This window comes from Archangium sp. (assembly GCF_036389735.1).
In the GTDB taxonomy this organism is placed as follows: Bacteria; Myxococcota; Myxococcia; order Myxococcales; family Myxococcaceae; genus Archangium.
Genome location: NZ_DASVWK010000734.1, coordinates 1 through 2,191, shown reverse-complemented (window position 1 = coordinate 2,191; position 2,191 = coordinate 1). Strand labels below are relative to the sequence as shown.

Genomic DNA, 2,191 nt, shown 5'->3' with positions numbered 1-2,191 from the left:
TCCCCAGCGTGACGCGGTGGTGCGTCGCGTCTCCCTCGGGGATGGCCTGCGCGGCATTGATGAGCAGGTTGAGGAACACCTGCCCCAGCTTCGCCTCGTTGGCCCGCACCGGCGGCACCGCCTCGTAGCGACGCTCCACCTGGGCCCGGTGCCGCAGGTGCGGCATCGCCAGTGACACGCTGAACTCCAGCGCGGCCAGCACGTCCACTGGACCCAGGCGCGTCTCGTCCGCCCGCGCCAGCGTTCGCAGGTCCCTCACGATGGTGCGGATGCGCTCGGCGCCCTGGCGTGCGTCCTCCAACGCCTGAATGGGCTCACGCAGCCGCTCGGCCACCGGGCCTCCCAGCTCGCGCACCACGCCCGCCAGCTGCTCGAGCGCCACGTGCAGGTTGCCCGCCACGAAGGCCAGTGGGTTGTTGATCTCATGCCCCACCCCCACCGCGAGCTGCCCGGCCACCGTCAGCCGCTCCGCCTGGAGGAGCTTTTCGCGCGCCGCGTTCAGCTCTCCGGCCCGCTGGCGCGCCAGCGCCTCGGCCTCCAGCCGTCCCGAGTGCTCCTGCACGAGCCGCGAGTTCCGCTCCCGCTCCGAGTGCTTGAGGAGGGAGATGTCCTGCATGCGGACGAGGACGCCATCCTGGAACCGGACCATCGAGTAGCGCAGCCAGTAGTCCTGCGTGTTGGGCACCAGGAGCTCAATCACGCACGGGTGCCCCGTCTCCACCACCTGGCAGTACAGGGGGAAGCGTTCGCTGTTACGGGTGTCCGGGAACAGATCCAGCATGCGCCGCCCGAGGAAGTTCTTGATGAAGCGGCCCATCAGCCGCTCCGCCGCGGCGTTGGCGAACACCCACTCGAAGTCCACGATGACCCCGGCCGCGTCACGCACGGCACGCATCACCGTGCACCCGTCCGGGCTGGCCCGCTCCACTTCCAGCAGGGCGCTCAGCAGCGCATCGCCCTTTCCCTCGGACGTGGCGATAGGTGGGTGGGTGAGATTGGTCACGACGGACATCCAGGCTCCTCGACCGACAGCCCCCACGAGTGTCGGCCCCCCAGTCTACCCTCAGCCCTCCTCGCCAGGGGAGCACTCCCGACACCGGACATGAAAAGGGCACGGAGAGTCATACTCTCCGCGCCCGATGATTCACCCTCCGTCAGGGGGTGCTACTCGGCGATCTCTCGCACGCTCAGCCATTTGAAGTCCACGTCCGAGGCGCTGTCCCAGCGGAAGGTGGCGATGGGGCCGCCCCAGGTGAAGGGCATGCCCGTCACGGCGCCGCCGCAGTACTTCGTGTCGCCGCCCAGCTGGCCGTGGTCCGTGGTGTCGTAGACCTTCTTCCAGGTGACCTTGTCGGCGTTCTCGTTGAGCCACATCTCCAGCTTCACCGCGGGCTTCCCGTTGTAGGTGGTGTTCTTCATGATGGACTTGAAGCCCACCCAGCGACCCTTGAGCGCGCTGGTGCCCGTCGCGTACGGCGTCTGCTCGTAGCTCACGTGGTAGGACTCCTTCTGCCAGCGCACGCGGCCGTCGTAGTGCAGGCTGCCCTTGTACGAGGTGCCCTCGCAGGCGATGCCGTCGCTGTGGCGCCCACCGCGCGCGTACCAGGCGAAGTTGTCGCCCATGTCACTGGCGGCGTTCACCTTCACGAAGCCCGTCATCTCGATGTTCTTCCAGTCGTTGGCGGCCTGCATGTAGCCACGGCTCGCCAGCACGTCCGGGTCGTACGTGGGAATCTGGCTCGTGTTGTACCCGGTGGAGGTGAAGGCGCTCATGCGCACCTGGGTGCTCTTCATCTTCCAGGAGCCATCCGCGTTGCGCGTGATGGTGGCCTTCGGGTCGAAGCGTGAGTCGTTCAGCGCGTCGCTCTTGAGGAACCACGTCTCGCCGCCCGCCTTCGTCGGGTAGATCATCTTCACGCCGAAGGTGTCGGTGCCCGGCGTGGGAGCCGGAGTCGGCGTGGGAGCCGGCGTGGGAGCCGGCGTGGGCGTGGTGGTGCCGGTGATGGCGGCGAGCTCGGAGATGCTCGCCCAGGTGTTCACCGTGTTGCCATTCACCGTCACGCGCACATAGCGGGCATTCCTGGCCGCGAAGGTGTGCCGCTGGGCCGCGAGCGTCAGCGCGGAGGTGCCAGAGAAGGCCTGCGAGTAGGTGATGCCATCGGTGGACGTCGAGATGACGAACCTGCTCGCG

2 protein-coding genes are annotated in these 2,191 nt (G+C 67.9%); both read right to left on the bottom strand.

The genetic code is table 11. The features are described from left to right. A partial coding sequence (locus VF794_RS26150) for a sensor histidine kinase (RefSeq protein ID WP_331114992.1) occupies positions 1-1,012 on the bottom strand: 1,012 nt, incomplete at its 3' end. Between the two features lie 152 nt (positions 1,013-1,164). Continuing rightward, positions 1,165-2,175: a carbohydrate-binding protein gene (locus tag VF794_RS26145; protein WP_414640954.1), complete on the bottom strand. Its 1,011-nt coding sequence runs from the start codon at positions 2,173-2,175 to the stop codon at positions 1,165-1,167. Positions 2,176-2,191 lie beyond the last annotated feature (16 nt).